The following is a 23,229-nucleotide window of genomic DNA, read 5'->3' on the forward strand; positions in this document are numbered from 1 at the left end:
ATGAAGCGCATGGGCTATGTTTCGGCGGCGTTGCTTGCCAGCGCATTGAGCTCGATGGCTTATGCTGAAATCGATGCGAGAGCAATGGCCTTTAATTGCTGGAATTGTCACACCGATTCAAACTTAGATGCCCAAAGCTCAAGCCCTTCGCTAAAAAGTTTATCCGCTCAGCAGATCCAGCAGGCCTTGCTGGATTTTAAATACGACAAAAGGCCCGCCACATTGATGCCGCGTTTGGCTAAAGGTTACAGCGACACCGAGCTGGCGGCGGTTGCCGAGTATTTGAGTCGCCATTAATGACCGGATTATCCCGCAGACGTTTTTTACAAGGTCTTGCCGGAGTTGGGGCTGGTGTTCTTAGCGGTTGTGGCGGATTGCCGTTCTTTTGGGGTGCCAAAGCGCATGTCGTAGTGGTCGGTGGCGGCTTCGGTGGCGCGACTGCAGCGAAATATTTGCGTTTATTGAATGCGAATATTCAAGTCACGCTGATCGAACCCAAAGCCAAATATATCACTTGTCCCGGCAGTAATTGGTTGTTTGCCGGTTTGACGGGCCTCGACCAGTTGACGGTCGATTACCAGGCTTTGCAAGACAAATATGGAATCAAACTGTTAATTGATCGCGTCAGCAGTTTAGATGCTGGGCAACGGCGATTGCGATTGGCCGGCGGGCAGAGTGTGAGCTATGACAGGTTAATCATGTCGCCCGGCATCGATTTTCGTTGGGATACGATGGCTGGTTACGATCAGGCCGCCGCGGAGCAATTTCCGCATGCCTGGCAGGCCGGTCCGCAGACCTTAATGCTGGCGCGGCAACTGCAAGCGATGCCGGACGGTGGGGTAGTGTTACTAGCGGTGCCTGTCGATCCTTATCGATGTCCGCCTGGCCCTTACGAGCGAGCCAGTATGATGGCGTATTGGCTGAAAAAGCATAAACCGCGTTCGAAAATACTCATCCTCGATGCCAAACGCAGCTTTTCCAAGCAGGCTCTATTCGAAGCCGGCTGGACTAAGCATTACGGTTACGGCACCGCCAATAGTCTGATCGAGTGGCATAGTTTGGCGGATAACCCTTTACTTGAACTGGATAAGCCGAATAGGGTGTTAACTAGCGAATTCGGCGACCGATTCCGAGGCGACGTGTTGAACATCATTCCGCCGCAAACGGCTGCGCACATCGCTTTGCAGCAGGGCTTGGCCGATAGCACCGGTTGGTGTCCGGTTCGGCCGCTGACCGGCCAATCGTTATTTGACGACTTTATCCATGTCATTGGCGACGCTGCGCATTATGCGCCTATCCCTAAATCTGCTTTTGCCGCTAATTCCGAAGCTAAAGCGTGTGCGTTGGCGGTGACGAGCTTGCTTAATCAGACCCCCGTCCCCGAAGCGCATTGGCTGAATACCTGCTATAGCCTAATCGCGCCTGACCACGGTATCTCCGTGGCCGGTGTTTACAAACTGGATGCAGCCGATGCGATTGCGCCGGTGAAAGGCGCCGGTGGAGTAAGTGCGCGAGCCGATGCCCAAGTTGCCGCTGCGGAAGCGGATTACACGCGAGCCGTTTATCGGAACTTGATTGCCGATACGTTTGGTTGACTTGATGTTTTGATCAAAAATATTTTATTTCAATAGCTTGCATTGGATTTTTGTAATTTTTTTTGAATTGTTTTTCCTTGCAATTGAAACTGAATAAGAAAGCAATTTTTCGGCCAGTATTTACGAGTATTTACCATTGAAGGCGCGGGAATCCGAAAACAGCGTGTTACAATCGCGCCTGTTCATTTTCCATGGTTGACTGCGTGAAGAAAAACCCACTATTACAAATACTGTTGCTGAGTATGCTGTCCGGCAAGGCCGCTCATGCAAGCAGCTTTGTAGTTGAGGATATTCAGGTCAAGGGCTTACAAAGAATTTCCGCCGGTACCGTCTACAACTATTTGCCGGTTAATGTTGGCGAAACCTTTTCCGAAGACAAGCAAGCCGCGGCGATCAGGGCTTTATTCAATACCGGATTTTTCAAGGATATATCGCTGGAACGCGATGGCGGCACGCTGGTGGTGAATGTAGTCGAGCGGCCTTCGGTAGCGAAAGTGGTTATCGAAGGCAACAAAGACATTAAAAAGGAAGATTTGACCGAAGCCTTGAAAAAAATCGGCTTGGCGGAAGGCAAGGTTTACAACAAGCAAATCCTGGACAAGGTCGAACAAGAGCTACGCCGGCAATATTTCAGCCACGGTAAATACGGCCTGAAAATTAAAACCGAAGTGTCCGAGTTGACGCGCAACCGGGTCGGGATTCATATCGATATTTCCGAGGGCCGGGTTGCCAAGATCAAGCAAATCAATATCGTCGGCAGCAAATCCTTTGCTAACGATGTGTTGCGGAAAGAGTTCGAATTAAGCACCACCAACTTCCTGTCTTTTTATTCCAAAGACGACCAATATTCCAAACAAAAGCTGTCTGCTGATTTGGAAAAGCTGCGTTCATTTTATCTTGATCGCGGTTATATCAATTTCTCCATTGAATCCACTCAGGTTGATATTACGGCCGATAAGAAGGAAATTTACATCACCATCAACGTCAAGGAAGGCGATGTGTACACCTTGGAAAAGGTCAAATTGTCCGGTGAATTGATCGTGCCGCCTGAAGAGTTGATCAAGTTGGTTAAGGTGGGTCCCGGAGAGATTTTCTCCCGGAAGAACGCTACGGAAACGTCCAAATCCATTTCGGATCGCCTGGGTGACGAAGGCTATACCTTTGCCAACGTCAATATGGTGCCGGAGATTAACGAACAGCAAAAAACCGTCGCGATGACCTTTTTTGTTGATCCGGGCAAGCGTGTGTATGTGCGGCGCATCAACGTCAAAGGTAACACCAAGACCCGTGACGAAGTGATTCGCCGGGAAGCCAGACAAATGGAGTCCAGTTGGGCGGCCAGCAGCAAGATTGAACGGACCAAGACCCGTCTGGATAGATTGGGTTATTTTGAGGAAGTGGGCGTGGAAACGCCGCCTGTGGTCGGTTCGGCCGATCAGATCGACGTCAATTACACGATCAAGGAAAAAGCCTCCGGTAACTTGCAGGCCGGTGTCGGTTACTCCCAGGTGCAAGGGATTATCTTTAACGCCAACGTCTCGCAAGACAACATCTTTGGTACCGGTAAACGGGTGGATTTCGCGTTCAACAACAGTAGTATTTTGACGCGCTACAACCTGGGCTTTTCAGATCCTTATTACACGCTGGATGGCGTGGCGATGGGCTACAACCTGGGTTACACCTCCCGAAATGCCTACGCAGCTAACTTGGCGGCTTACAATACAACCATTACAAACGCCGGTATCAACTTTGGTATCCCGTTGAACGAGTTCGACAGAATCGGTTTTGATATTGATCTAAAGCGCACCGAGATCGAAAATACCACCTTGTCTTCGGACACGATTCTAAAATTCCTAGGGTTTAAAAAGGGCGACGACATTTCTGCAATCCGGTCGAAAAGCTTCGATACGCTCTCAACTTCTGCGGGCTGGACTCACGATACTTTAGACAGAGCCACATTCGCACATAGCGGTGGTCAGCAAAGGCTTTCCGGATTGATTACCGTACCCGGTAGTGATTTGGAATATTTCAAAGTCGGCTATAAGCATCAGCATTATTTTCCCTTGTCCAACGACTTTACCTTCCGCTTGTTAGGTGAGGTGGCGCATGGCGGTAGCTACGGTGGTAGTTCCGGCTTGCCGTTTTTTGAAAACTATTTTGCCGGTGGTACCGGTGACGTTCGCGGTTTTATGCAAAATACCTTGGGTGTCATTGACCAAAACGAAATCAATACCGCCAATACCTACAATCGACCCATCGGGGGCTCCACCAAGCTGATTGGCAAGGCCGAGCTGTTTTTCCCTGTGCCGTTCTTAAGCGATATGAAATCGGTGAGAATTGGCTCGTTTGTTGACGCCGGCACGCTGGCACCCGGACTTAGTACCGGCGATTTGCGCAAGTATTTCCGTTATTCGGTGGGCTTGTCTGGGGAATGGTTGTCGCCGTTTGGGGCCTTGGCAGTGAGTGTTGCCCAGCCCCTGAATTCGGAGAGTACCGACAGAACTCAAGCCTTCCAGTTCACCTTCGGCTCGGGATTTTAGTTTAGTTTGAGCCTGTTTTGCCCTATAATCGCTTTTGCGTTCTGTCTTAAACTCAAAAAAATTAACCGGAGATGGTTTTGACCATGAAAAATAGAATTTCTTTGTTTCTGATGCTGATGATTTTTGCTGGCGTGAGTCACGCAGAGCTGAAAATCGGTTTTGTCAATGTGGCCAAGGTTTTGGAAAAAGCACCACAAGCCGCCAAAGCAAAAACTCGCTTGGAAACTGAATTTTCACCAAGAGACAAAGCGCTGGTTTCTCAGCAAAAAGAGATTAAATCGCTGGAAGAAAAATTGGGCCGTGACACTGCGGTGATGGGCGAAGAAGAGCGTCATAGAATCGAAAAAGACATTCTGGACAAAAAACGCGACGCGGCTCGTGCACAACAAGAGTTCAGTGAAGATTTCAACATGCGTAGAAACGAAGAGTTGGGCAACCTGCAAAAACGCATCGTGGAAGCAGTAAGAGCGTTAGCCAAAGAAGAGTCTTTTGATTTGTTGCTGACCGACGGTGTTATTTACGCCAACGATCAAATTGATGTTACCAGCCGCGTTCAGCAAAAACTGGAAAACTTGTCGCAGTAAGATTTTCCCCGATGCTTCCCTGATTGCGGAAGCATGCAGCACCTTAAGTGGGGGAGTTCCTGGTATAAGCGAACTTCCCGCTTCTCCTCATTTCGCACAGATAACTCATGGCCGGCACACTCGATATTTTACAAATTCAGGAACTCTTGCCACATCGCTATCCTTTCTTGCTGGTAGACAGGGTACTTGACTGCGAGCCGGGCGTGCGTTTGCTGGCTGTGAAAAACGTGACCTTTAACGAGCCGTTTTTTCAAGGCCATTTTCCGAGTCAACCTATTATGCCTGGTGTGTTGATCATGGAAGCCCTGGCGCAAGCTACTGCGCTACTGACGTCGCAAAGCAACGATCAATTGGGCAAAGGCACGATTTATTACTTGGCGGGCATCGATAACGCCCGCTTCAAAAAGCAAGTTGTTCCCGGTGACCAATTGCGCCTGGAAGTGACTTACATCAAACACAAGCGTCACCTCTGGTCCTTCGATTGCCGTGCGGAAGTAGATGGTGAACTGGCCGCCAGTGCGCAAATCATGTGTGCGGCTGTGGCAGCAGAGGCATAAATGATAGATCCCAGAGCGGTTGTGCATATCAATGCCGAATTGGCCGACGATGTTAAAGTCGGTCCGTTCTCGGTTATTGGTCCGGATGTGCAGATAGATTCAGGTACAGAGATCGGCCCGCATGTGGTGATTAAAGGTCCTACCGCCATCGGCAAGGATAATACGATCTACCAATTCACCTCGATAGGCGAAGACCCGCAAGATAAAAAGTACGCCGATGAAATCACCCGTCTGGAAATCGGCGACCGCAATGTAATACGCGAATTTTGTACGATGCACCGTGGCACGCAGCAAGATCGAGGATTGACGTTGATCGGCAGCGATAATTTGTTCATGGCTTACACCCACGTGGCGCACGATTGCGAAATTGGTGATCATGTGATCATGGCGAATGGCGCCTCGATTGCCGGGCATGTGCATCTGGGTGATCATGCTATTTTGGGTGGTTTTACCTTGGTGCATCAATTTACTCAAATCGGCGAATACAGTTTTTCGGCGATGGGCAGTGCGATCACTCAGGATATTCCGCCGTATGTGATGGTGGGTGGCAGACCTACTCGCCCGCACGGCATCAATTCGGTGGGTATGGAGCGCAACGGCGTACCGCCGGAAGTGATTCGGCAGATTCGCAAAGCCTATAAGATCCTCTATAAAAACAATCTGCGTCTGGAAGACGCCATCGAAGAAATGGAAGATATGGCCGGCGAAAGTAACGAACTTTCCAATATGGTCAGCTTTCTACGTAATGTCACACGCGGTATCCTCCGATAACCCTCCACGCATAGCCGGTATCGACGAAGTTGGCCGCGGCTGCATAGTCGGGCCGGTGGTCGCCGCTGCGGTGATTCTCGATCCACTCAGACCCATCGCGGGTTTAACAGATTCCAAAAAACTTACCGAAAAGAAACGCAAACTGCTGGCCGAGCAAATCACGGCCAATGCCTTGTGCTGGGCCGTTGCCCGCGCCGAAGCTAGCGAAATCGACACTATCAATATTCTGCAAGCGACGATGGTGGCGATGCAGCGGGCGGTGTCGCAATTGGACTATCGCCCCGATGGGGTCAAGGTGGACGGCAATCGGCTACCGGTATTGGATATACCGGGAGAAGCTATCGTACAAGGCGATTTGCTGGTTGCGGAAATTTCCGCCGCCTCGATCCTAGCCAAAGTCGCCCGCGATGAGGAAATGCAGACGCTGGATAGGCTGTATCCCGGCTATTCTTTTGCTGTCCACAAAGGCTATCCAACCCAGCAGCATTTAGCGGCTTTACAACAGCTTGGGATTAGCCCGCAGCATCGAAAATCGTTTGCTCCTGTTAAAAAGTATCTTGTTTAAACAGCCATGACGCCGAGTTTTGTTCATCTTCGTATTCATACTGAGTTCTCCCTGGTTGACGGTATCGTCAGAATCAAGCCCTTGGTAAAGAAACTGGCTGAGTATCAAATGCCGGCCGCGGCGATTACCGAACAAAGCAATTTGTTCTCGCTGGTTAAATTCTATAAAGCCGCACAAGGCGCCGGCATCAAACCCTTGATCGGCGCCGATGCGCTGATTTTCAATCCTGACGAGCCGGCCTCGCCGTTTCGCCTGACCATGTTGGCGCGCAATCAGAAAGGCTATGTGACGTTGACCGAGCTGATTTCCCGAGGCTACCAGGAAGGGCAGCACCAAGGGATACCGATGCTGCACAAAGACTGGATTGCCGAGAATCATGAGGGTTTGATTGTGTTATCGGGAGCGATGGATGGTGACGTCGGTCAGGCTTTGTTGGCGGAAAATGCCGAGCAAGCCAAACGTTGTGCCGAATATTGGCGGGATTTGTTTCCAAACAGTTTTTACCTGGAATTGCAGCGGCTCGGTAAAACCGACGAAGAGCGTTACATCAAATTAGCGGCGGATTTGGCTGCCGAATTGGATTTGCCGGTTGTTGCCACCAACGACGTGCGTTTTATCAGTAAAAACGATTTCGACGCGCATGAAGTACGGGTCTGTATCCATCAGGGGCGGGTGCTGGACGACAACCGCCGGCCAAAAAACTATACCGCTCAGCAATATTTACGTACTGCCGAGGAAATGGCCGAATTGTTTGCCGATATTCCGGAGGCTTTGGTCAATAGTGTGGAAATCGCCAAACGCTGTAATGTCGAGCTGACATTGGGCGAAAACTATTTGCCCGATTTTCCGGTCCCCGAAGGTATGACGCTGGACGACTATTTCAAGCATGCTTCGCGCCAGGGCCTGGAAGAACGACTCGTTCAATACCCGCCGGTAGGCAAGGGCAGCTTCGCGGAAAATCGCAAAGTCTATGACGAGCGTTTGGAAGTTGAACTGAACGTGATCACCCAGATGGGTTTTCCCGGCTATTTCATGATTGTTGCCGACTTTATTCAGTGGGCCAAGAACAATGCGATACCGGTCGGGCCGGGGCGAGGATCGGGTGCCGGCTCTTTGGTGGCGTATGCATTGAAGATTACCGACCTTGATCCGATCGAATTCGATTTGCTGTTCGAACGGTTTTTGAATCCTGAGCGGGTGTCGATGCCGGATTTCGATATCGACTTTTGCATGGAACGCCGCGACGAGGTGATCGATTACGTCGCTCGTCATTATGGCCGCGATCATGTATCGCAGATTATTACTTACGGTTCGATGGCCGCTAAGGCCGTGATTCGCGACGTGGGCAGGGTGATGGGTCACGCCTATGGTTTTGTGGACAGGCTGGCAAAATTGATTCCCTTTGAGATCGGCATGACACTGGATAAGGCCTTGCAAGACAGCGCCGAATTAAAGGCCTTGTACGACACCGAGGAAGAGGTCAAAGCGCTGATCGATATGGCGCGTTCGTTGGAGGGCATTTCCCGAAATGCTGGTAAACACGCCGGCGGCGTGGTGATTTCGCCGACCAAGCTTACCGATTTCAGCCCTTTGTATTGCGAGCAGGGCGGCGGCAATCTGGTCACGCAGTTCGACAAAGACGACGTTGAAGCGGTTGGCTTGGTGAAATTCGACTTCCTGGGTTTGCGGACCTTGACGATCATTGATTGGGCGCTGCAAACCATCAATCGCCAGCGAGCGCAATGCGGTGAAGAGCCGGTGGATATAAGCCAGATTCCGCGCGACGACCTGCCCAGCTATGAATTATTAAAAAATGCCCAGACTACCGCAGTGTTTCAGCTGGAGTCGCGCGGTATGAAGGAGCTGATCAAAAAGTTGAAGCCGGATTGCTTCGACGACATCATCGCGCTGGTGGCATTATTCCGTCCGGGCCCCTTGGAATCGGGCATGGTTGACGATTATATCAACGTCAAACACGGTGCCAAGGCCGAATACGCGCATCCATTACTGGAACCGATTTTAAAGCCCACCAACGGCGTTATTCTGTACCAGGAGCAGGTAATGCAGATTGCCCGAGAATTGGCTAGCTATACCCTGGGCGGCGCCGATATGTTGCGGCGGGCGATGGGTAAGAAAAAGCCGGAGGAAATGGCCAAGGAGCGGGAAAAATTCATGTCGGGCGCGGTAGCGAACCAGATCGATGCCGCGATCGCGACTTATGTTTTCGACCTGATGGAGAAGTTTGCCGGCTACGGTTTCAACAAATCGCATTCAGCGGCTTACGCTTTGGTTGCGTATCAGACCGCCTGGTTGAAGGCGCATTATCCGGCCGCGTTCATGGCGGCGGTGATGTCGTCGGATATGGATAACACCGACAAAGTGGTGGTGTTGATCGACGAATGCCGTGAAATGAAGCTGGAGATCTGCCCGCCGGACATTAATGTTTCCGACTTTCGTTTTACGGTAAACGACCAGGGTCAGATTGTTTATGGTATCGGCGCGATCAAGGGTGTCGGCGAAAATGCGATTGAAGATTTATTAAAAGAACGGGCTGCCAACGGCGCGTTTGCGGGCTTGTACGATCTGTGCAAGCGTGTCGATTTGCGCAAGGTCAATCGCCGGGTGTTGGAAGCATTGATCAGAGCCGGAGCGCTGGATACCATCGATCCTAATCGTGCGGCGCATCTCGCTGAATTGACTACCGCCTTGCGAGTGGCCGAACAACACGGAAAAATGGCGTTGGCCGGTCAAAACGATCTATTCGGTTTGGCGGTACAAGTGGAAGTCAGCGACGGTGAAGCGGAAGCTTATTCCACCGTGGTCGAGCCGTGGACCGAAAAAGAAAAGCTGGAAGCGGAAAAGCAGACTTTGGGTCTGTTTCTGACCGGCCATCCCATCGCCGAATATCTGCCGGAATTAAAACATATCACCCACGGTCTCGCTCGCCAGTCTGGAAGTCGATGCCGGCCGTTCCAGAGGCAAAATGGAAGCGCGTGTCGCCGGCCTGATCGTGGAAATGCGTACCCGGCAAACCAAGCAGGGCAAGATGATGGGCTTTGCAACGCTGGACGACCGTACCGGCCGGCTGGAAGTGGCGGCCTTCAGCAATATATACGACAAATACCGTAACCTGCTCAGCAAAGACACGATTCTGATTGCCGAAGGTTCATTGGCAATGGACGACTTTACCAACAGTCTTAGGATGACTGCCGAGAAGCTCTACAGTATGGAAGAAGCGCGTGAGTTATATGCCCGCGGCATTACGTTGACGATAGATCTGGCCAATAGCGGCCTGCCGTCCGGTTGGCTGGCAAGCCTACAGGCCACGCTGACGCCATTCTGCGGCGGTCAATGTCCAATCCAAATCGAGTACCGCACTGGCACCGACAAAGCGACCCTGCAATTGGGCGACGACTGGCGCGTGCGCCCGAGCGATGAACTCCTGATCCGCCTGCGGCGCTTGCTGTCTAGCGAAACGGTGCTGGTCAGATATTGAACTGGCGTTTGACGCATTGTATTTCTGGGAGCGGGGATAGGCGGGGTTCGGCTAAATGCACACATCGAGTGTGTATTGAGTTTACGGACCGCAACAAGCGCGAACGATGCTGAGCCCATTTGATTGATCTGGACATAAAAAAGGGAGGCCTGGGCCTCCCTGGTTTCGTTAAGCTGGAAGCTTATCGTTTAGCGGTCGGTACGTTTGTATTCGACACGGCGGTTGTAGGCACGGCCCTCGTCAGTTTCATTGGTATCGACGGGTTTGGACTCGCCGAAGCCAACCGCTGTCAGGCGTTTGCCTTCCACGCCTTGTTTGATCAGCTCGGCTTTAACTGCATTGGCTCTGCGCTCGGAAAGCTTTTGGTTGTAAGCATCTTTACCGTAACTATCAGTGTGGCCCTGAATCTCTATGGTCAAACCAGGGTTCATTTTCATGACTTCCACGGCGTTTTGGATCAGCGGGCCGTATTTGGCTTTGACGTCGGATTTGTCGAAATCGAACAGTAGGCCGCGGAACGCCCAGCAACCGTCTTTATCGACGATAGCGCCTTTAGGAGTGTCAGGGCATTTATCGGCACAGTTGCTTACGCCGTCTGTGTCGTCGTCTTGGGTTGAGCAATCGGCCACTTTGGGTGTGCCTGCTTTCAAGAAGACGTTTTTAACGAAATCGCTCATGCCTTTGGCGCTGGTGATCGCTTCGGCAGTAGTGGAGAATCCGCAACCCGATGCATTGGCGAGGTCTTGCAGCACCGCTTGCCCGGCCACATCTTGGTCATTACCGACCCAGACTGTGTAAATGCATAGCTTGTCTCCGTATTGGGATTTAAGCGCTTCGGCAGTAGGTAGCGGCGAGACTTCCTCGATACCGTCGCTTAAAACGATTAAGGCAATATTGCCGGGAGCAGAGGTGATGTCTTTGCCGGACTCGCTTAGCGCCGTGGCCAGTGGGGTGCCGCCGCTAGAGCATTGTAGAGAGGTAATTGCAGTTTCGAAACCGGCCTGAGTGTAATTTTGCACGGCTTGGTTGAGATAAGTTGAGCCCCAAGACAGGCATGGGCCAAAACCGAAGCTGCGCAAACCGGATGTCAGCGGCATAACCGGAATGGATTTGTTAAACTTATTGAGCAGATTTTTTTCGACATCCAGCTTGGTGCCGCTGTAATCCGCAGAATTTACATAGGTACGGCTCATGGATGAAGACGAATCATTAATCACGAAAAAGCTGTTGGTTTTTTGTACCAGTTTTCCGGATTTAACCAGCGCGTTAAGGTCTTCAGGCTGGAAAGCCTGGAAATTATTGCTCGACTGCGTCGCGCAACCGGAAAGCAGCGCTCCGGCCAGAGTGGCCGTGAATAAAAGGTTTCTTTTCATGTATTGATTCTCCAGGTTATTGTTCTGCATCGACAAGGCCTAGCGTACCGCCTTGGTGTCTTAAGTCTAACATCAATCCCTTATTTTTAAATAGTGCGTTCATCTTAGCCGGGCGCCGTGAAATAATGCCGGTTTGTTTTTAATCCTTAGGCTTCCTTGGAGAATGTAATGGGCAAGATTTTAATTTTCTGTGCGATGTTTTTACTTGCCAGTGCGGTAAAGGCTGACAGTGTGAAAGAAATGGCTGAGCAGGGGAATGCGCAGGCTCAAGCCAAGTTGGCATCGCTGTATTTACTGGGCCGAGAAGGTTTCGAGAAGGACGAGCACAAGGCCGCGGAGTGGATGGAAAAGGCAGCGAATCAAGGTTTGCTTGATGCTCAGGTGGTCATGGGTGCGATGTATGATCGAGGCATGGGTGTGAATAGCGACAGAGATAAGGCTACCGATTGGTACGAAAAAGCCGCTAAACAAGGACATGCCACCTCGCTGGCGATTCTGGGCAGAAACGATGCAGCGAAAGGCAGCGTGCAATTTAATTATCAGGCGATGCGTTTAAACGCCTCTCGCTCCATTCCCGGCGAATATGCCAAGAAATTTTTAACAACTAAATAAATTGACGATGAGTATTAGAACCCGCTTTGCCCCCAGTCCCACCGGTTATTTACATGTTGGCGGTGCCAGGACCGCTCTGTTTTCGTGGTTGTATGCGCGCAAACACGGTGGCAAATTTATTTTGCGAATCGAGGACACCGATCTTGAACGTTCCAGCCAGGAGTCGGTGAATGCCATTCTGGAAGGCATGACTTGGTTAGGCTTGGAATATGACGAGGGTCCGTTCTATCAGACGCATCGTTTTGATCGATACAAAGAAGTCATTCAGCAATTGTTGGCGCAGGGCGATGCCTATTATTGCTACTGCAGTCGCGAAGAGTTGGAAGCTTTGCGCGAGCAGCAAATGGCCAACAAGGAAAAGCCGCGTTACAACGGCAAGTGCCGGCATGGCGTTGAAAATCCGCAAGGCGAGCGGGTGGTGCGCTTTAAGAATCCGGAGCAGGGTGAGGTTATCATCGATGACTTGGTGAAAGGCCGCATCGTCGTTGCCAACAAGGAGCTGGATGATCTGATTATTGCCCGTTCCGATGGTACGCCGACCTATAACCTGACGGTAGTAGTCGACGATATGGATATGGGAGTTACTCATGTAATACGCGGTGACGATCATGTTAACAATACGCCCAGGCAGATTAATATTCTGAAAGCCTTGGGTGCGCAATTGCCTGTGTATGCGCATGTGCCGATGATTTTAGGTTCCGACGGTGCAAGATTGTCCAAACGCCATGGCGCGGTCAGCGTGATGCAATATCGCAATGACGGGTATTTACCCGAGGCTTTGTTGAACTATCTGGTGCGCTTGGGTTGGTCGCACGGTGATCAGGAATTGTTTTCCTTGCAAGAAATGGTGGCGCTGTTCGAGTTGGAAAAAGTCAATGTTTCCGCGTCCACGTTCAATACCGAGAAGTTGGTGTGGTTGAATCACCAGTACATTATGAATGGTGATCCGGCACATGTTGCTAGGCACTTGGCTTGGCATATGGGGGAGCGTGGTATCGATCCGACCAGCGGCCCGGCGCTGGCGGATGTGGTTAAAGCGCAGCGCGAGCGATGCAAAACTCTGGTGGATATGGCCGCCGAGAGCGAATACTTTTACAAGGAATTCGACGCTTACGAAGAAAAAGCCGCGAAAAAGAATTTCAAAGCGGGCGTGGACGATGTATTGCAACATTTACTGGTGCAGTTTAGCGCTATCGGCGAATGGGAAGCATCAGGTCTTCATCAAGTAGTATTGGATAGCGCGGAGCAGTTGCAACTTAATCTGGGTAAGGTTGCGCAGCCCTTGCGTGTAGCGGTTTGCGGCAGCGGCGTATCGCCGGCTATTGACCTGACTTTAGCGCTATTGGGCAGAGAGAAAACCTTGCACAGAATAGAGCGAGCGATCAGATACATAAAGAATGTAGAAAATTCCTAGACAAAGCTCTGAAAACCCGTATAATACGAGGACTCAACTACGGGGCCATAGCTCAGCTGGGAGAGCGCTTGCATGGCATGCAAGAGGTCAGGAGTTCGATCCTCCTTGGCTCCACCAAAGTAGTTGATTTAGTCCTGAGTCCCCATCGTCTAGTGGCCTAGGACACCGCCCTTTCACGGCGGTAACCGGGGTTCGAACCCCCGTGGGGACGCCAACTTGGCTAAAGTCGGTTAAACCGGCACTTCTTGTTGAAGAAGTCATTCTGAAAAAATAGTCTTAGTCCCCATCGTCTAGTGGCCTAGGACACCGCCCTTTCACGGCGGTAACCGGGGTTCGAACCCCCGTGGGGACGCCAACTTGGCTAAAGTCGGTTAAACCGGCACTTCTTGTTGAAGAAGTCATTCTGAAAAAATAGTCTTAGTCCCCATCGTCTAGTGGCCTAGGACACCGCCCTTTCACGGCGGTAACCGGGGTTCGAACCCCCGTGGGGACGCCATCAATTCTTAAAGTTATAGCTCTTGCGCAGCGGAAATAATGCCGTGCAAAGTTTTCTATATCGTCTGTTTTAATTCAATATTTTAAGTCCAATCAGTATTTCTGTGGTGATGTGGCGACTAGCGTCTCCTATGCTGATCGCTTTACTGGGGCGGTTTGATCTCGCGAAGCATAAGAGTAAACCTAAATCGCTTATTTAAGTTTACTCTTGCGGCGATGAGAAAGATCTAGTGTCTTAGATCCATATTGAACTTACGTATTTGTTGTCTGAAGCTTTAGGTAGACGGATGGCCGGCTTCAATCATCACTTTTAGCTTAGAGCCCGGTTTGATGTCCGCCTTGTTTTTGGGAACGTTATTCCATTTGCGGAGCTCGGTGACGTTAACGTTAAATTTTTTGGAGATCTGCGCCAAGGTATCGCCGGGTTTGACTGTGTAGCTGATTTGCTTGACGGAAGGCGCGGTAGATGCCACGGTTATACTGCTGCTGGTTTTCTTGATAGTCAGTTTTTGACCGGGTTTCAGAGTCGCTTTCTTGGGTAATTTATTCCAACTCACGATATCGTCTTTATCAACAGAAAAACGTTGAGAGACATCCCATAAGGTATCGCCTTTCTTAACCGTATATTGCTGTTTGCTTGATTGGGCGGGGGTTGGTGTGGATTGTTGTGACACTGCGGCAACAGCCGATGTGGTTGGTTCGCCTTTCTGTGAATGATAAGACACTGGAATTAGCAGGATTGTGCCTTGGGCAACCGTATCGTCGTCAAGATGATTGACATTAATAATCTCTTCGACACTGGTACTGTGTTTGCTGGCTATGCTTTTTAGCGTCTCTTTCTTGCCAACTGTATGGTGTTCCCACTTGATTCTTTCTTCGTGTGGCAGTTCAGCGAGTCTCTCTTTAAAGGAATCGGCTTTGCTTACAGGAATTAGCAGGTGCTGCGCACCGTTCGGGTCGGTGCTCCAGCGGTTGTAGCCGGGATTGAGCTTTAAGAAGTCGTCCAGCGGTGTTTGCGCCATTTCCGCCGCTTTACCCAGGTCAAGCTGCGATTTTACGTCGACCAATTCAAAGTAAGGCTGGTTGGCGAATTGATGCAGATTGACGTTATATTTTTCCGGGTTTGCAAAGATTTTGGCGATTGCCAGCAGCCTGGGTACGTAAGCTGAGGTCTCGTTGTTTAAATCCAGTGACCAGAAGTCGGTAGGCTGTCCTCGTTCGATGTTTCTATCTACGGCGTTTTTGATATTGCCTTTGCCGGCGTTGTATGAAGCGAGCGCCAGTAACCAATCGTTATTGAAAGTCTCGCTCAGTTCTTTCAGAAAGGTAGTGGCTGCCTGAGTCGATTGCACCACATCGCGTCGCGCGTCATACCAGCTATTCTGCTTCAACCCGTAAAGACGCCCGGTCGGCGGAATGAACTGCCAAAGACCGGATGCTTGAGCTGGCGACATTGCATCAGGTCTGAAAGCGCTCTCAACCGCAGGTAACAGCGCCAGTTCTCCGGGGATGTTTTTCGCTTCGATTTCATTGAGGATGAAGTATAAATAAGGCTCGGCGCGTTGTTGTACTCTGGTCAGATATTCAGGGTTTCTAAGATACCAGTTTACTTCGCGGTCGATTCTGGCATTATCGATTTCCGGTAAGGCGTAAAGAGACAGCATCCGGTCCCAGATGGTGGCGTGCTCTTTTGCTTCTACCTGCTTGTTATGGATTTTTCCGGCATTGCCATTCCGGGTAAATACGGAAAACTTGCTAGTCGATGATTGGCTTAGATGGTCTTTTTGCGCATGTTGACTACAACCGGTTGCCAGCAAAATAGGTAGTAGATAAGACAGATGACGGCCTGATTTTTTGGAAATTGAGCGGGGCATTGTCTGAACTCGCTAAAATAAAAAAATTAGATCCTAGCATGGCTTTCTAAAATAGCCAAAAAAACATACCCTTAGCGGCGGTTAAATGAAGAGACAATTTCTGTTTGCGTTGTACCAAACCCCAAGGGGTAAGCTACTGCAAACCATGGAGGCCAACTATCTGCGAAGATCAATAACGGTGAGTTGTAAACAACAACAACTCCAGATCGGTGGCTTAGGTTGGGAAAATGAGTTCGTCGATTTTTCCTTGTATAAGAATTATCTAATTCTGGACGGCAAGGCCTTGGGTGATGCTGGCGCGTTGAAGGTGACTGCTAAGGCATTTAACTTGCCTATTCAAACTGAATCGATGGATTTAGTCATACTTCCGCACATTTTGGAGTTCGATGCGCGTCGATTTCAAACCCTACGCGAAGTCAATCGCGTGTTAAAACCGGGTGGCGAATTGGTCATGTTGAATTTCAATCCGTTCAGTATGTCGGTACGTTTTCAGTTTTTATGGGACTGGAAGCTCGCGGAATCCTGGCGGGCGCATTTGATTACCAAAGCTCGGGTTTTGGATTGGTTGAAACTGATGAATTTCGAATTGCTAACCACTGCCGAGTTTGGATTAGACAGTTACACCATTGCTCACGGTAAATTCGAGTTCAGCTTTGCGTCTTTGTTTGCGATGGCTTACGGCATTAAGGCGGTGAAAAGGCAATACACATTGATTCCTTTGACTGCGGCTCAGCAACGCCGCAGCAATTTAGCTGCGGTTGGATTGGGATTGAAATCGAACTTACATAGAAATGTGGGCCATGACTGAAGTCATTATTTATACGGATGGTGCATGCAAGGGCAACCCTGGGCCAGGAGGTTGGGGCGTGCGCTTGGAATACCGAAATAAAGAAAAGGAGCTATGCGGCGGTGAACCTGAAACGACGAATAACCGGATGGAATTAGTGGCCGCAATACAGGCTCTGGAAACACTAACAAAACCGTGTAGCGTCAAATTGCACACTGACTCTAAATATGTTTTGCAAGGTATTACCGAATGGATGGCTAATTGGAAAAAGCGGGCATGGAAAACCGCGGCAAATAAACCAGTGAAAAACGAAGATTTATGGCGGCGTTTGGATGCTGCTATCCAGCGTCACAACATCGATTGGATATGGGTGAAGGGACATGCCGGGGATGTCGGTAACGAGCGTGCCGATCAGTTGGCCAATCTGGGAATCGAGCGCTTGTCTCGCCGATAAATCACTTAAAATCAGGAAAATACATGTTAGGTTCGATAGCTGCTGCGTTAGTCGGCATTTGGTTTTACAACACGGCGGCACGCTCGGGTCGTCCGGCTGTGTCATGGGCGGTGTCGGGTGTGGTGGTCTATTTTTTGGCGGCGCTGCTCTGGACTTTGGCTATCACGCCAAGTGTCAAAGATGCTGCAAGTCACAGCCAAAGTGCCGCGCTGATCTTCATCGTTCGCTATGCCTATATCGGGTTTGGCGTATTGGTAGCGGTTTTGTTGAATGGTTGGTTGAATAAATCCGCCGACTCTGAATAGTGCGCCAGTGTCGAATTGGTCGGTGTATATCATTCAGTGTGATGACGGTAGTCTGTATACCGGAATCAGTACCGATGTTGAAAGACGTTTCCGCCAGCATCTGATGCAAAAAGGAGCCAAATACTTTAGAAGCCGTCAACCTCGGCAATTGGTGTTTGTCGAAGCGGGACATGATCGTGTTTCTGCCTCAAGAAGGGAAGTGTTCATCAAAAAAATGAAACGTACTGAAAAACTTCATCTTATCGCAATGTGTAGCTGCTTATAGCGGCCGAATTGGATGGGAGTCAATATTTTAGGGATAGTTATTTTTCGTAATGCGGATAGATTTGAGAATGATTTGCATTAGTTGTTGTAGGGGTTTTATACTCGAGTCTCAAATTCTTGGAGACCGATATGAAGCCATTAAACTCAAAACTTAGCGCCGCGATTTCGGCGATTGTCGTCAGTGCCGGGGTAAACGCTGCAGGTATTCCCGCCGAAAAGCCGCAGACCATGGATGAAATGTGGAAGATCATTCAGGCTCAGCAGCAGCAGATTGACAGCATGACCAAAAAGCTGGAAGCGGTCGCGCAAAAGGCGCCCACCGGTGAAGTCAGCAATTTGGAGCGTAAAACCAATGTATTGACGGAAGAAGTGGAAAAGCTGCGTACCGAGTTGGTGGTGCCGGAAAAAGTTGAATACAAAAGTGCATACGGTTTAGGTCCTGCCGCCTCGAAGGTGTATCAAGTAGGCAAGGGTCTGTCCTTAGGTGGCTATGGTGAGGCCAATTATCAGGCGCGAGTTGATGATCAGGGTGGGCGTAATGCGGCAACCGGCACCGTCAATAATCCGGACAATACAGATTTCGAACGACTAGTCATTTACGCTGGTTATAAGTTCACTGACAGCATACTGTTCAACAGTGAAATAGAGTTCGAACATTCCTCGACCGGTAATAACGGATCGGGTAGCACGGGCACTGTCTCCGTTGAAATGGCCTCCTTGGATTTCTTCATCGACCCGCTGGTCAACGTCCGGGCCGGGATGGTGTTAATGCCGATGGGCTTTATCAACCAGATACATGAGCCGCCGTTTTTCTTCGGTAACAATCGCCCGGAAGTCGAAAGACGCATTATTCCCAGCACTTGGCGTGAAAACGGTGTGGGGTTATTCGGTGAATTGTTGCCGGGTCTGACCTACACAACCTATGTGGTTAACGGTATGAACGCTAAGAATTTTGGCGCTGACGGCATTCGTAGCGGCCGGCAATCAGGAGGACAGGCGTTGGCGGAAGATTTGGCTTATGTCGGTCGCGTGGACTATGCGCCGCCGATGTTGCCTGGCGTCATGGTGGGCGGCTCGGCGTATGTCGGTAATTCCGGGCAGAATCAGCTGTATAACGGGCGGCAACTCGAAGTAGCAACGCAACTTTACGAAGCCCATCTGCAATGGAAATACCGTGGCCTGGAATTTCGTACCTTGGGTTCCTGGGGGCATATCGGCGATGCAGCCTTGCTGAGTGTCGCCAATGCTAAAAGTATCGGTGAAGAAAACTATGGTTGGTACAGTGAGGTTGGTTACGACATATTGCCGCACTTTGCGCACGATACAACCCAATATTTGGCTCCTTTCGTACGTTACGAGCGTATGGATACTGTTGCTACTGCTTCGACATGCGCAAACGCCATTTGTCGAGACGATTTGACCAGGGATGTCGAAATCTACCAAGTCGGCCTCAACTACAAACCCATTCCCAATGTCGTGATAAAGGCCGATTACCGTAATTTCACCCAAAAATCGGGCACGTCTCCGGACGATTTCAACTTGGGTGTGGGCTTTATTTTCTAAAGCGGCTGTCAAGTTGCGTGTTAAGCCCCGCCGTTTCATACGGCGGGGTACATCGTTATATAATGCAGCCGCATAAATTGCTTATGCGCGTATCGGCTTGGCAAATTGTTTGCCGGTCTCTATCATAGCCGCCGTATTGTTCACTCCCTGGATTTTTCCCACTCATGCTGATTTCAAAAACTCGTCGGCTTATGCTGACGCTGCTGGTTTTTTGTTTAACGAGCGCAAACCTTGCCGCCGCTGTGTTTTACAGTAAGGACGAAGCGATGAAGCTGGCCTTCGGCGACGACGCTACTGTGGAAATGCAATCGTTGTTTCCGACGCCGGAGGAAGTAGCGCAGATCGAACAGCTTGCGAAGGTCAAGCTGGAATCCAATCTGTTTAGTTTTTATGTGGGTAAGAAGCAAGGTGCAGTGATCGGCTATGCCGCGATTGAGGCCCACACTGTTAGAACCAAACCGGAAACCTTGTTGGTGGTGCTTACGCCGGATGGCAAATTGCGTAACGTTCATACGCTGGCGTTTCATGAGCCGCCGGAATATCAACCGCCGGAACGCTGGATGGCCTTGCTGGCTAATCATTCCATCGAAGAGTTGAGCCTGAATCAGGATATACAGGGTGTGGCGGGGGCAACGCTCAGCACCCGAGCCGCAATTAACAGCGCGCGCAAGGTATTGGCGATTTATCAAGTTCTCATCCAAAACAAGACCAAATAATGCGTTTCTTTGTAACCGGTGAGCAAAATCGCCAGCTGTTGATCAATACTTTGATCTTGATGTTCTTGGCCTATGTGGCCTTATTGTGGATCAGCAATGGTCTGATGTACTTCCATAAAATGAATCTCACCCCGGAGTCGGTCGTTTCTTACTATTTGGGTAACGAGCAAGAGTTTAACGAGCCGAAAAGCTATCAAAGCCTACTGGAAGTCAGTCATTTTCATTTGTTTGCTATGGGTATGTTGGTATTGACGCTGACGCATCTGATGCTGATGACCTCGTTGCCGACGCTGATGAAAGTCTGGATCAGCGCAATCGTTTATGCCGCAGCAATTGCCGATGAAGCGGCGGGTTGGTTGGTGCGTTATGTCGATCCGGCTTTTGCTTATTTCAAAATAGCCGCGTTTTTATTACTTGAAACATCCTTGTTCCTGCTGATTGTAATAGTCAGTTTGTCGTTGATTGAATCGCGCCGGCAACTGCGTTAAAACCGATTTCCCTATTGCCCTAGTTGGTTCATTGGCGCATTCTCCGACTGCGCTGATGTCCAAAAATGGCTAGGTCGTTGACTGCAGATGTTGTCCAAAAATGGCTAGGTCGTTGACTGCAGATGTTGTCCCGCGCCGCGCCATTATTCCCCGAATTCTTTGAATCCAAGCCCGGAGTAGAATCATGAACAAACATTTACAACAAGTTAGAGATTTTCACCGGAAATTCGCTATCAAGCAGCCTGATGATGGCGAGATTGGGCACTTGTCCGATATGGATATTGTGCTGCGCCAAGCGCTATTATTGGATTGCGGTAGCGAGACCTTTAAAGCCATTGCCAGCGGCGACCTCATCAAAATTTTGGCCGGTTTGGTGGATTTATCCTTTAATGCGCTGGCGGCTATCGCTAGCCGGGGCGATGAGGTGGTCAGTGTGTCTGCTAATTGGCGGCAAGATGGTTCAGTGCTGTCAGTGATGCGGGTGCTGTCCGAGAAAATCAATTTATGTACTTCCGGCGAGACCGTGCATTATTCGGGCTTATATGCGATTTGTGCGCATTTATCCCAGCGTTTCGTGAATGCCGATTTCGACGAAGCTTTTCAAATCGTCTATCAACATCTGATGAGCGGGCGCGGCGATGCCGAGCGTTTGGATTTAAGCCCGGCGCTATTCGAATAACAGCGAGCGTCACTATGGCAGAACAACCCTACACGCTGGGTTTCGTGGGCATAGGCCTGATGGGGCAACCTTTAACCATGCGGCTTCTGGCGGCGGGTTTTCAGGTGAATGTCTGGAATCGCACCACTGCAAAATTAGCTGTGGTGGCGGGTGCCGGTGCTAAGGTCTGTGGCAGTGTCGGCGAATTGGTAAAAGCCTCCGATGTGGTGATTTTGTGTCTGTCCGACACGATGGCCGTTGAAGAGGCGGTGACGGAACACATTATCGCCAACGGCGCTGCCGACAAACTGTTGATTGATTTATCCAGCATTCATCCGGAAGCTACCCGGCGCATGGCATTTCAATTGCAGACAGCTTGCGGCATGCGCTGGGTCGATGCGCCGGTATCCGGTGGCACGGCCGGGGCAGAGCAGGGTAGTCTGGCGATTATGGCCGGCGGTACGGAACAAGACATTCAAATTGCCCGTGAAGTATTGCGGCCGCTGTATAGCCGGTTAACGCATATGGGTGCGGTCGGCAGTGGTCAAACCACTAAAATTTGCAACCAGATGATCGTTAGTTGCAATGTGCTGGTAATCGCGGAAATGATGGCCTTGGCAAAGTCGGCCGGCGTGGATGCTGCAAAAATTCCGGAAGCGCTGGCCGGTGGCTTTGCCGATTCCAAGCCACTGCAAATCGTCGGCCCGGAAATGGCCGATCAGCGTTTCGAACCGGTGAAGTGGCGCGTGAAAACCTTATTGAAAGATTTAAATATGGCTGTCGATTTAGCGGGCAAACAGGGGAGTGCGATACCGATGTCCGGCTTGGCGGCGCAACTAATGCAATTGCACGGTAGCGGCGGCTTTTTGGAGCAAGATCCCTCCACGCTTATCAAGCTTTATAGCCAAGACTAATGCTGCGCTTTACCGCCAATCTGAGTTTATTGTTTACCGAACGGCCGTTGCCGGAACGGTTTCAGGCTGCTAAACAGTGCGGTTTCGACGCAGTGGAAATCCAGTTTCCCTACTCGCTGCGAGTCGAACAAATCGGTGACCTATTAGCTCAACAGGACTTAAAGCTCGTGTTGTTCAATGTCGATGCCGATACCTTGCTGCAGGGCGGCGAGGGTTTGGCGGCGGTTCCGGAAAGACGCGATGACTTTAAAGCTGCGGTTGAGCAGGCCTTGGCTTACGCCGAACGCTTGAAGCCAAGCGTCATTAATGTGTTGCCCGGCCGTTGTTTTAATCCACGTCGCTTGGCTGAATATCACGCTACTTTGCTGGAAAATCTGGTTTACGCCGCCGCAGCGTTTGCCGAGTTGGGTATCAAAACCGTATTCGAGGCGGTCAATAGCCACGACATGCCAGGTTTTATCGTCGACACCGGCGACAAGATGCTGGATGTGCTAAAGCAAATCGGCCATCCGAACTTATTCATGCAATACGACATTTATCACATGAGCCGGATGGGCGAAGATTGTGCCGGATTTTTACGCCAACATTTAGATAGAATCGGGCATATTCAATTTGCCGACTCTCCAGGCCGCGGCCAGCCGGGTACGGGCGCCGTAGATTTCAAAATTTTGTTCGATGTTATCGCAAACTCGGATTACCAAGGTTGGGTGGGTGCCGAGTACCGGCCGACGATTGAGACCGCTGTCAGTTTGGAATGGTTGAAAACCTACGCGGTGAAATAATCGGGCGGTATAATCTCTGGGCCTTTATCACCTGTTGCTAGTCATGTCGAAACATAATTTCACGATACATCACGCCAGTTTGATCGTCTCCGATACCGAGCAATCGCTGTTTTTTTACCGCGATGTGTTAGGAATGGAGCAGACCGAACGGCCGAATCTACCGTTCCCAGGCGCCTGGCTGCAAATTGGTGCGCAGCAAATTCATTTGCTGGAATTGGAAAATCCCGATCCCACTACCGGCAGACCGGCGCATGGCGGCCGTGATCGGCATGTGGCGATGCATATTGATTCCGTTGATGCTCTACGCGAAGATCTGGAGCGGGCCGGTACGGCTTACACGCTGAGTATCTCCGGCCGCAAGGCGCTGTTTTGCCGGGATAGAGACGGCAATGCGCTGGAGTTTATCGAGCGGCCTTGAGAAC

At 50.4% G+C, this 23,229-nt stretch carries 22 protein-coding genes, 4 tRNA genes and 1 pseudogene; 25 read left to right on the forward strand and 2 right to left on the reverse strand.

The genetic code is table 11. From position 1 onward, the window contains the following. The 8 genes and pseudogenes from ACH5Y9_RS04480 to dnaE all read left to right on the forward strand — a co-directional run bounded on the left by ACH5Y9_RS04480 (position 1) and on the right by dnaE (position 10,108). Complete coding sequence (locus tag ACH5Y9_RS04480; RefSeq protein WP_445368681.1) at positions 1–297, forward strand: c-type cytochrome; 297 nt, start codon at positions 1–3, stop codon at positions 295–297. Further along, a complete protein-coding gene (locus tag ACH5Y9_RS04485) occupies positions 297–1,595 on the forward strand; it encodes an FCSD flavin-binding domain-containing protein (protein WP_445368682.1) in 1,299 nt (432 codons plus the stop codon). Before ACH5Y9_RS04480 ends, ACH5Y9_RS04485 begins: the two co-directional genes overlap by 1 nt. Positions 1,596–1,798: 203 nt before the next feature. Continuing rightward, complete coding sequence (bamA, locus tag ACH5Y9_RS04490; RefSeq protein ID WP_445368683.1) at positions 1,799–4,135, forward strand: outer membrane protein assembly factor BamA; 2,337 nt, start codon at positions 1,799–1,801, stop codon at positions 4,133–4,135. Between the two features lie 83 nt (positions 4,136–4,218). After that, complete coding sequence (locus ACH5Y9_RS04495) at positions 4,219–4,719, forward strand: OmpH family outer membrane protein (RefSeq protein WP_020485707.1); 501 nt, start codon at positions 4,219–4,221, stop codon at positions 4,717–4,719. A 107-nt stretch (positions 4,720–4,826) separates the two neighbouring features. Next, positions 4,827–5,276, forward strand: coding sequence for a 3-hydroxyacyl-ACP dehydratase FabZ (gene fabZ, locus ACH5Y9_RS04500; protein ID WP_033155210.1), 450 nt, complete (start codon positions 4,827–4,829; stop codon positions 5,274–5,276). Then, positions 5,277–6,047 (forward strand): acyl-ACP--UDP-N-acetylglucosamine O-acyltransferase, encoded by a 771-nt coding sequence (gene lpxA / locus ACH5Y9_RS04505; RefSeq protein WP_020485709.1) that lies wholly within the window; start codon positions 5,277–5,279, stop codon positions 6,045–6,047. Further along, complete coding sequence (gene rnhB, locus ACH5Y9_RS04510) at positions 6,022–6,612, forward strand: ribonuclease HII (protein ID WP_445368684.1); 591 nt, start codon at positions 6,022–6,024, stop codon at positions 6,610–6,612. The genes lpxA and rnhB overlap by 26 nt, the downstream gene beginning before the upstream one ends. Before the next feature lie 6 nt (positions 6,613–6,618). After that, a pseudogene (gene dnaE / locus ACH5Y9_RS04515) lies at positions 6,619–10,108 on the forward strand (DNA polymerase III subunit alpha). A gap of 188 nt (positions 10,109–10,296) precedes the next feature. Here dnaE and ACH5Y9_RS04520 read toward each other — a convergent pair. Then, entirely contained in the window at positions 10,297–11,481 is a 1,185-nt protein-coding gene (locus tag ACH5Y9_RS04520; protein WP_319961955.1) for an OmpA family protein, read from the reverse strand. A 168-nt stretch (positions 11,482–11,649) separates the two neighbouring features. Here ACH5Y9_RS04520 and ACH5Y9_RS04525 point away from each other — a divergent pair, with 168 nt between their 5' ends. From ACH5Y9_RS04525 to ACH5Y9_RS04550, 6 genes are all read left to right on the forward strand, one after another. Then, positions 11,650–12,093, forward strand: a complete 444-nt coding sequence (locus ACH5Y9_RS04525; protein ID WP_319961954.1) for a tetratricopeptide repeat protein — start codon at positions 11,650–11,652, stop codon at positions 12,091–12,093. Between the two features lie 7 nt (positions 12,094–12,100). Further along, positions 12,101–13,507 (forward strand): glutamate--tRNA ligase, encoded by a 1,407-nt coding sequence (gene gltX / locus ACH5Y9_RS04530; RefSeq protein ID WP_319961953.1) that lies wholly within the window; start codon positions 12,101–12,103, stop codon positions 13,505–13,507. Positions 13,508–13,548: 41 nt separating this feature from the next. Then, a tRNA-Ala gene (locus ACH5Y9_RS04535) sits at positions 13,549–13,624 on the forward strand. 21 nt (positions 13,625–13,645) lie between these two features. Then, positions 13,646–13,721 (forward strand) — tRNA-Glu (locus tag ACH5Y9_RS04540). 65 nt (positions 13,722–13,786) lie between these two features. Beyond that, a tRNA-Glu gene (locus tag ACH5Y9_RS04545) sits at positions 13,787–13,862 on the forward strand. Positions 13,863–13,927: 65 nt separating this feature from the next. Next, a tRNA-Glu gene (locus ACH5Y9_RS04550) sits at positions 13,928–14,003 on the forward strand. A 274-nt stretch (positions 14,004–14,277) separates the two neighbouring features. Here the strand turns inward: ACH5Y9_RS04550 and ACH5Y9_RS04555 are convergent. Beyond that, on the reverse strand, positions 14,278–15,876 hold the full coding sequence (locus tag ACH5Y9_RS04555; RefSeq protein ID WP_319961952.1) for a LysM peptidoglycan-binding domain-containing protein: 1,599 nt from the start codon (positions 15,874–15,876) through the stop codon (positions 14,278–14,280). Positions 15,877–15,961: 85 nt separating this feature from the next. On the opposite strand from ACH5Y9_RS04555, the gene ACH5Y9_RS04560 reads away from it, so the two are divergent. The 11 genes from ACH5Y9_RS04560 to ACH5Y9_RS04610 all read left to right on the forward strand — a co-directional run bounded on the left by ACH5Y9_RS04560 (position 15,962) and on the right by ACH5Y9_RS04610 (position 23,225). Continuing rightward, positions 15,962–16,684, forward strand: a complete 723-nt coding sequence (locus tag ACH5Y9_RS04560) for a class I SAM-dependent methyltransferase (RefSeq protein ID WP_319961951.1) — start codon at positions 15,962–15,964, stop codon at positions 16,682–16,684. Next, positions 16,677–17,117 carry a ribonuclease HI gene (rnhA, locus tag ACH5Y9_RS04565; RefSeq protein WP_101055429.1) on the forward strand — a complete coding sequence of 147 codons (441 nt, stop codon included), beginning with the start codon at positions 16,677–16,679 and terminating at the stop codon, positions 17,115–17,117. The genes ACH5Y9_RS04560 and rnhA overlap by 8 nt, the downstream gene beginning before the upstream one ends. A gap of 23 nt (positions 17,118–17,140) precedes the next feature. After that, positions 17,141–17,422: a hypothetical protein gene (locus ACH5Y9_RS04570; protein ID WP_319961950.1), complete on the forward strand. Its 282-nt coding sequence runs from the start codon at positions 17,141–17,143 to the stop codon at positions 17,420–17,422. A 22-nt stretch (positions 17,423–17,444) separates the two neighbouring features. Then, complete coding sequence (locus tag ACH5Y9_RS04575) at positions 17,445–17,687, forward strand: GIY-YIG nuclease family protein (RefSeq protein ID WP_230410249.1); 243 nt, start codon at positions 17,445–17,447, stop codon at positions 17,685–17,687. Positions 17,688–17,815: 128 nt separating this feature from the next. Continuing rightward, positions 17,816–19,249 carry a hypothetical protein gene (locus ACH5Y9_RS04580; RefSeq protein ID WP_205450605.1) on the forward strand — a complete coding sequence of 478 codons (1,434 nt, stop codon included), beginning with the start codon at positions 17,816–17,818 and terminating at the stop codon, positions 19,247–19,249. Positions 19,250–19,413: 164 nt separating this feature from the next. After that, complete coding sequence (locus ACH5Y9_RS04585) at positions 19,414–19,965, forward strand: FMN-binding protein (protein ID WP_319961948.1); 552 nt, start codon at positions 19,414–19,416, stop codon at positions 19,963–19,965. Then, the gene (locus ACH5Y9_RS04590; protein ID WP_205450603.1) at positions 19,965–20,453 is read left to right on the forward strand and encodes a hypothetical protein; all 489 of its coding nucleotides are present in this window, start codon (positions 19,965–19,967) and stop codon (positions 20,451–20,453) included. The genes ACH5Y9_RS04585 and ACH5Y9_RS04590 overlap by 1 nt, the downstream gene beginning before the upstream one ends. A gap of 184 nt (positions 20,454–20,637) precedes the next feature. Further along, positions 20,638–21,132 (forward strand): nucleoside triphosphate pyrophosphohydrolase family protein, encoded by a 495-nt coding sequence (locus tag ACH5Y9_RS04595; RefSeq protein WP_445368685.1) that lies wholly within the window; start codon positions 20,638–20,640, stop codon positions 21,130–21,132. A gap of 14 nt (positions 21,133–21,146) precedes the next feature. Beyond that, positions 21,147–22,025: an NAD(P)-dependent oxidoreductase gene (locus ACH5Y9_RS04600; protein WP_319961946.1), complete on the forward strand. Its 879-nt coding sequence runs from the start codon at positions 21,147–21,149 to the stop codon at positions 22,023–22,025. After that, complete coding sequence (locus tag ACH5Y9_RS04605) at positions 22,025–22,807, forward strand: hydroxypyruvate isomerase family protein (protein WP_319961945.1); 783 nt, start codon at positions 22,025–22,027, stop codon at positions 22,805–22,807. Before ACH5Y9_RS04600 ends, ACH5Y9_RS04605 begins: the two co-directional genes overlap by 1 nt. A gap of 43 nt (positions 22,808–22,850) precedes the next feature. Continuing rightward, positions 22,851–23,225, forward strand: a complete 375-nt coding sequence (locus tag ACH5Y9_RS04610; protein ID WP_319961944.1) for a VOC family protein — start codon at positions 22,851–22,853, stop codon at positions 23,223–23,225. The last annotated feature ends 4 nt before the right edge of the window (positions 23,226–23,229 follow it).

The organism is Methylomonas sp. BW4-1 (assembly GCF_052474385.1).